Raw genomic sequence first — 6,059 nt, 5'->3', positions numbered from 1 at the left:
AGCGAGCAATTTTGGCCAAGGTCAAGGAAGGCAAGCGATGGCCGCGGAGGCGTACACCGTACGCCGCACAAGGACCATTGTGTAGCCTGACGCAGAGATTGGGCAAAAGGGCCGCTTCCTCCATTTAGTGCCTGAAATGCCGCATCCCCGTAAACACCATGGCCATGCCGTGTTCGTCGGCGGCGGCGATGACTTCTTCGTCGCGGATCGATCCGCCGGGCTGAATGACTGCAGCGATTCCTACAGTGGCAGCGTTGTCGATTCCATCACGGAAGGGGAAGAAAGCGTCGGAAGCCATCACCGATCCCTTCACCTCCAGGCGGGCGTGTTCGGCCTTGATGGCGGCGATCCGGGCCGAGTTGACCCTGCTCATCTGCCCGGCGCCGACGCCGATGGTCATTCCACCCTTGCCGTAGACGATGGCATTGGACTTGACGAACTTGGCCACCCGCCAGGTGAAGAGAAGATCCTTCAGCTCCTCGTCGGTCGGCTTGCGCCGGGAGACGACCCGCAGATCGTCCACCAGGGAAAGATCAGCGTCCTGCACCAGCAGGCCGCCGTTGACCCGCTTCATTTCGAGGCGCTGGCCGGGCTCGGCGGGCCACCGGCCACACTCCAGAAGGCGCACGTTCTTCTTGGCGGCCACAATTTCGGAGGCCGCCGAAGAAACGGAAGGGGCGATGATTACTTCGACGAACTGGCGATCGACGATGGCACGGGCTGTCTCCGCATCGAGCTCCCCGTTCAGGGCGATGATTCCGCCGAAGGCCGATTCCGGATCGGTGGAGAAGGCCCGCTCGTAGGCTTCGAGGAGCGTGCCGCCGTAAGCCACTCCGCAGGGGTTGGCGTGCTTGACGATTACGCAGGCCGGCCCCTCGTCGAACTGCTTGACGCATTCGAGGGCGGCATCGGTATCGGCGATGTTGTTGTAGGAAAGCTCCTTGCCCTGAAGCTGGCGGGCGGTGGAGATGGAAGACTCTTTTATCTCGCCCTCAACATAGAAGGCCGCCTTCTGATGGGGGTTTTCGCCGTAACGCATCCCCTGGGCCTTTTTGAACTGGAGAGTGAGGGTCGGCGGGAATTCAGCCGAATCTTCATCGAGTCGCTTCCCCAGCCAATTGGAAATCGCCCCGTCGTAGGCGGCGGTGTGCTGGTATACCTTGACGGCAAGACGGAAATTGGTAGGGCGGCAGACCGCACCGCCGCTCTCCTTCATCTCGGCAAGGACCGACGCGTAGTCGGAGCAATCGACAAGGACGGTGACGTCGCGATTGTTCTTGGCGGCGCTGCGCAGCATGGTCGGCCCGCCGATGTCGATATTCTCGATGGCATCCTCCAGGGTGCACCCCTCCCTGGCCACCGTCGCCTGGAAGGGATAGAGATTAACCACCACCATATCGATGGGTTCAATGCCGTGTTCGGCCATTTTTGCTACATGCTCCGGGTTATCGCGCATCCCCAGGAGGCCGCCGTGAACCTTGGGATGGAGGGTCTTGACCCGGCCGTCGAGCATTTCAGGAAACCCTGTGAATTCGGAGACATCCTTGACGGCGAGCCCCTCCTTGCGCAGCAGGGCGGCCGTACCGCCGGTGGAAAGAATCTCGACGCCGAAGGCACTCAGTTCCTTGGCAAAATCGACCACGCCGGTCTTATCCGACACACTGATCAGGGCTCTTTTGATGACGGCCATGGGTTGTTCCTTTCTTTACCCGGAAGATATTTAGATATTCCAAAAACAAGAAAAAACCGTCTTCTGGCGGTTTTTAAAAATCGAGGGAAGCGACGAAGGCTTCTTCAAAGGCCGGCGTCCCCGAAAGGGGATAAGGCTTCAGAACATCGGCAAGACGTTGAACCTTGACGGGGCCGGAGGAGTCGATGAGCAGGCGGCAGACCCCGGCCAGAGCGCCGGCGGCGGCAAAGCGTACCTTATCTACCATGTTTGGCGGGAGCAAGGCAACCCTTTTAAGGACCTCGGGAGCGAGAGAAAAACCGAAGGCGCCGGTCACCACGACCTCACCGATTCGGTCTGAATCGAGACCGGCCCTGGCCATAAGACATTCGGCACCGGCCTTGAGGGCACCCTTGGCCAGTTGAAAATTGCGGATATCCTGCTGGGTGACCAGAAGTTCGACCGCCGCATCCCGGTAAAGACGCAAGGCGCGGCCGGAGGGAGTATCGGCGATGTGGCGTGCCAGATTGGTCGCCACCTCACCGGCCTCGACGATGTTCCCGCGTCGATCGATCAGACCGCCATCCAGGGCGGCGGCGATGACGGCGGCCAGACCGCTGCCGCAAATCCCCCGTGGAGGACCGTCGCCGATCACCGAAAGGCGAAGAGAATCGCCCTCCAGCCGCACCGACGCCACCGCCCCCGGCTGCACCGCCATGCCGCAGGAGATCTCCCCTGCCTCGAAAGCCGGCCCGGCCGCCACCGAGGTGGTCAGCCACCCCTGACCGTCGAAAAGGGCCATTTCCCCGTTGGTGCCGATGTCTAGGAAGAAACGTGAGGGGTGAGGGGTGAGGGGTGAGGCGCCAGATTCTTCCCCGTAAAGGAAGGCGACCAGGTCCCCTCCGACATAGCCGCTGACCAGGGGGAAAAGATAGAGGGGAACGGGAAGATCGATTCCCAGATCAGCGGGGTCGAGAAACACTCCCGCCCTCTCGCGGGGCCGGTGGGGTGGAAAGAGGAGGGCCTCCACGGGGAGATTGCGCAGCAGATGGGAAATGGCCGGGTTGCCGGCCGCCGCGGCGGCGGAAATATCTGCGCGCGAGCATCCGGCCTGGGCCAGAAGTTCTGAAAACAGGGCCTCGATTCCGGAAATCAGCAGAGCCTGCAGATGTGTTCCTTCTCCTTTCAGAGAAGCTTCCAGGCGGCGGATGACATCGCTGCCCAATTCCCGCTGGGGATTGGACAGCTTCGCCTCGGCAAGAACAACCCCATTGCGGTCGATGAGGCGACCGGCCAGAGTGGTAGTGCCCAGATCGAGGGCGAATAAGAAATTCGCTTCGCTCATCTCAGGCATCAGGTCTCAGGTATCAGGTTTTTCAGATTCCGGATTTCCGGGTCTCCTGATTCCTGAGTCCTGATTCCTGACTCCATGTAAATCCTCGGAACGCGTTTGCTGACCTGGCAGAAAACCTCGTAGGAGATGGTTCCCACCTTTTCGGCCCATTCCTCGGCGGTGATCACCTGGCCGTTGTCCCGACCGAGCAGGGTCACCTCATCGCCGACGACAACGCCGGGAATGTCCGTGACGTCGATGAGGGTCCAGTCCATGCACACCGTCCCTGCGACCCTGGCCCTTCGGCCGCGAACGAGGACTTCTGCCTTGCAGGAGAGGTGCCGGCTGTATCCGTCTGCATACCCCACCGGGATGGCGGCGAGTATGGTCGGCCGCTCGGCCACAAAGCGGTGACTGTAGGAAACTCCCGTTCCGGCGGGAACCTCCTTGACCTGAACCACGGAGGTGCGAAAACTCATCACCGGCTGCAGGTCGAGACGACCGGCGAATACGGCGGAAGGAAGGCCGCCGTAGAGAACGATGCCGGGACGCACCATGTTGCATTCCGGCACTTCCCGGGAAAAAAGAGCGGCACTGTTGCTCAAATGGATGAGATGCGGGGAAAAACCGGCGTTACGGACCCTCTCCAGTGCGGCCCGGAAACGCAGGAGCTGCTCGTCCGTGAAGGGGTGCTCCGGCTCGTCCGCCAGTGCCAGGTGGGAGATGACCCCCTCCATAAACAGGGAGCGCAGACCGGCCAACTCTCTCAGCACCGTCTCCAACTCCTCGGGACGGAAACCGACCCGTCCCATTCCGGTATCGACCTTGAGATGAAAGGGGCAGACCCGTCCGGCTTGAAAGAAGAATCGGTCGAGACGATGCGCCGTCTGCAGATCGAACAGGGCGGGAGTCAGCTCATGCTGCAGAATCGCCGCCTCCTGGCCGGGATAGATTCCCCCCAGGACGAGTACCGGACGGGTAACACCCGCCCGGCGCAGATCCATCCCCTCCTCCACCATGGCCACTCCGAAGAGGTCGACTCCGGCCTCCTGAAGGGCCATGGCCACCCTGGCGGCACCGTGTCCATAGGCATCGGCCTTGACCACGGCCAGCACCTGCCTCCCCTCCCCCGCCTGCCGGCTGGCCTGATCGAGGTTGTGGCGCAAGGCATCCAGATTGATTTCCACACACGTGGGACGACGGGACGACATAAATGGAACCATTCCTTTCAGGCTGAAAAAACGCCTGATTTTATCATTGTCGTCCTGTCCGGTAAAGGAGAAAGTCCGGTTTCCGGACGACAATATGGTTGACAGCAAATGCCGAATCCTATAGCCTTTTCCTTACTTTTAAAGAGAAAATGCACGTAGCATCCGGCCATGGAATCTCTTCTGTCGAACAGCAGATTTTTCCGGCCTCAGCATAGACATACAGATTACAGCAAGACCGCTAGGGGAGTGTCACACTGAGAGTTCCGCTGCTGCCGGAACGACCCTTGGAACCTGATCCGGATGATGCCGGCGTAGGGAAGCGGCGTGAGGGAACCGGGGAGATCATTCACCGCCGCGGGCCGCTCCGGCCGCGGCGATTTTTATTTTTGACCTCGGGAAACATCATGTCATGATCGGCGGATTATATCTCATCACCGACCAAAACCGTGACGACCGGCTTTCGGAGCGTGTAGCCGCCGCCCTCAAGGGGGGAGCCCGGGTCGTTCAGTACCGGGATAAAGACCTTCCCATCGAAACGAAGGTAGCGGCCGCCCGGGATCTGGCCGCTCTGTGCCGTCAGGCCGGAGCGACCTTTATCGTCAACGATTCCCCGGAAGTGGCTCATCAAAGCGGTGCTGACGGCGTTCACCTCGGCCAGAACGATGCGAGCGTTGCCGAGGCACGCCGACTTCTCGGCCCCGCAGGGGTCATCGGCGTTTCCACCCGCACCGTGGAGCAGGCGCTCAAGGCCGCTTCTCAGGGAGCGGATTACGTCGGCGTTGGGAGTATTTATCCCACCGGCAGCAAACAGGACACTCTGCTGGTGGGACTCGAGACTCTGCGGAAAGTGCGCCGGGCGGTCACGATTCCCGTTGTCGCCATAGGCGGCATCGACCGGGACCGCGCCTCCGAAGCCATCGAAGCCGGCGCCGATGCGGTGGCGGTGATTTCCGCTGTGATGAACGATCCCGGCCCGGCTCTGGCCGCAAGAGAAATCGCCCTCCTTTTTAATCGCCGCGGGCCCTGGCCGCGGGGCAAGGTCCTTACGGTGGCAGGCTCCGATCCGGGAGGCGGTGCAGGGATTCAGGCCGACCTGAAAACGATAACGCTTCTCGGGACCTACGGCATGGGCGCGATCACGGCCCTTACCGCACAGAACACCCGGGGCGTGAGGGGAATCCATCCCGTCCCGAACGATTTCGTGGCCGACCAGATTGAAGCGGTTCTGGACGATCTGGGGGCCGACATCCTCAAAACCGGCATGCTTTACTCGGCCGGAATCGTTTCGGTCGTGGCCCGGGCCATTGCCCGGCATGCGCTTCCGGCGGTGGTCGATCCGGTGATGATCGCCAAGGGAGGAGCTCCCCTGCTGCAGCGAGAGGCCGTGGACGCCCTTCGCCGGGAACTGCTGCCCCACACCTATCTGCTCACCCCGAACCTCCCCGAGGCCGAGGCGCTCTCAGGTCTTCCGGTGGAGACGGAAAACGAGATGGAAAAGGCCGCCCGCCGCCTGCAGAAGATGGGCGCCCGCAACGTTCTGCTCAAGGGGGGGCATCTGCAGGGAAAGCCCGTCGATCTGCTGCTGGCGGGAGAATCCCTGCACCGGTTCCCTTCCGAGCGCTTCGACACCCCCAACACCCACGGCACCGGCTGCGCCTATTCGGCAGCCATTGCCGCCTTTCTTGTCCAGGGGGTGCCCCTGGTCGAAGCCGTGGGAAAAGCCAAAATTTTCATCAGCGAAGCGATCCGCACCGCCTTCAGCATGGGCTCGGGACACGGCCCGGTCAACCACTGGCAGGCGGCACAAGCTTTAAAGCTGCAAGCTGCAAGCTGTAAGCTGTAAGCT

General features: G+C 61.6%; 4 protein-coding genes and 1 riboswitch. Of the genes, 1 reads left to right on the top strand and 3 read right to left on the bottom strand.

The window, feature by feature from the left end; all coding sequences use genetic code 11:
* Positions 1-124: 124 nt before the first annotated feature.
* From purH to alr, 3 genes are all read right to left on the bottom strand, one after another.
* Positions 125-1,690, bottom strand: a complete 1,566-nt coding sequence (gene purH / locus DTF_RS0114535; protein ID WP_027715900.1) for a bifunctional phosphoribosylaminoimidazolecarboxamide formyltransferase/IMP cyclohydrolase — start codon at positions 1,688-1,690, stop codon at positions 125-127.
* A 73-nt stretch (positions 1,691-1,763) separates the two neighbouring features.
* The gene (locus DTF_RS0114530) at positions 1,764-3,014 is read right to left on the bottom strand and encodes an ASKHA domain-containing protein (protein ID WP_027715899.1); all 1,251 of its coding nucleotides are present in this window, start codon (positions 3,012-3,014) and stop codon (positions 1,764-1,766) included.
* Positions 3,015-3,022: 8 nt separating this feature from the next.
* The gene (alr, locus tag DTF_RS23730; protein ID WP_051361350.1) at positions 3,023-4,213 is read right to left on the bottom strand and encodes an alanine racemase; all 1,191 of its coding nucleotides are present in this window, start codon (positions 4,211-4,213) and stop codon (positions 3,023-3,025) included.
* Between the two features lie 230 nt (positions 4,214-4,443).
* Positions 4,444-4,548: riboswitch (TPP riboswitch) on the top strand.
* A gap of 74 nt (positions 4,549-4,622) precedes the next feature.
* On the opposite strand from alr, the gene thiD reads away from it, so the two are divergent.
* A complete protein-coding gene (gene thiD, locus DTF_RS0114520) occupies positions 4,623-6,056 on the top strand; it encodes a bifunctional hydroxymethylpyrimidine kinase/phosphomethylpyrimidine kinase (RefSeq protein WP_051361326.1) in 1,434 nt (477 codons plus the stop codon).
* Positions 6,057-6,059: the final 3 nt, after the last annotated feature.

Source organism: Desulfuromonas sp. TF (genome assembly GCF_000472285.1).
GTDB lineage: Bacteria > Desulfobacterota > Desulfuromonadia > Desulfuromonadales > ATBO01 > ATBO01.
The sequence above is the reverse complement of the archived record's forward strand: the minus strand, read 5'-3'. Positions and strand labels throughout refer to the sequence as shown.

Excerpts from the sequence above, each read along its gene's own strand:
- purH (WP_027715900.1), bottom strand. The coding sequence starts at position 1,690 with ATGGCCGTCATCAAAAGAGCCCTGATCAGTGTGTCGGATAAGACCGGC.
- DTF_RS0114530 (WP_027715899.1), bottom strand. The coding sequence starts at position 3,014 with ATGAGCGAAGCGAATTTCTTATTCGCCCTCGATCTGGGCACTACCACT.
- alr (WP_051361350.1), bottom strand. The coding sequence starts at position 4,213 with ATGTCGTCCCGTCGTCCCACGTGTGTGGAAATCAATCTGGATGCCTTG.
- thiD (WP_051361326.1), top strand. The coding sequence starts at position 4,623 with ATGATCGGCGGATTATATCTCATCACCGACCAAAACCGTGACGACCGG.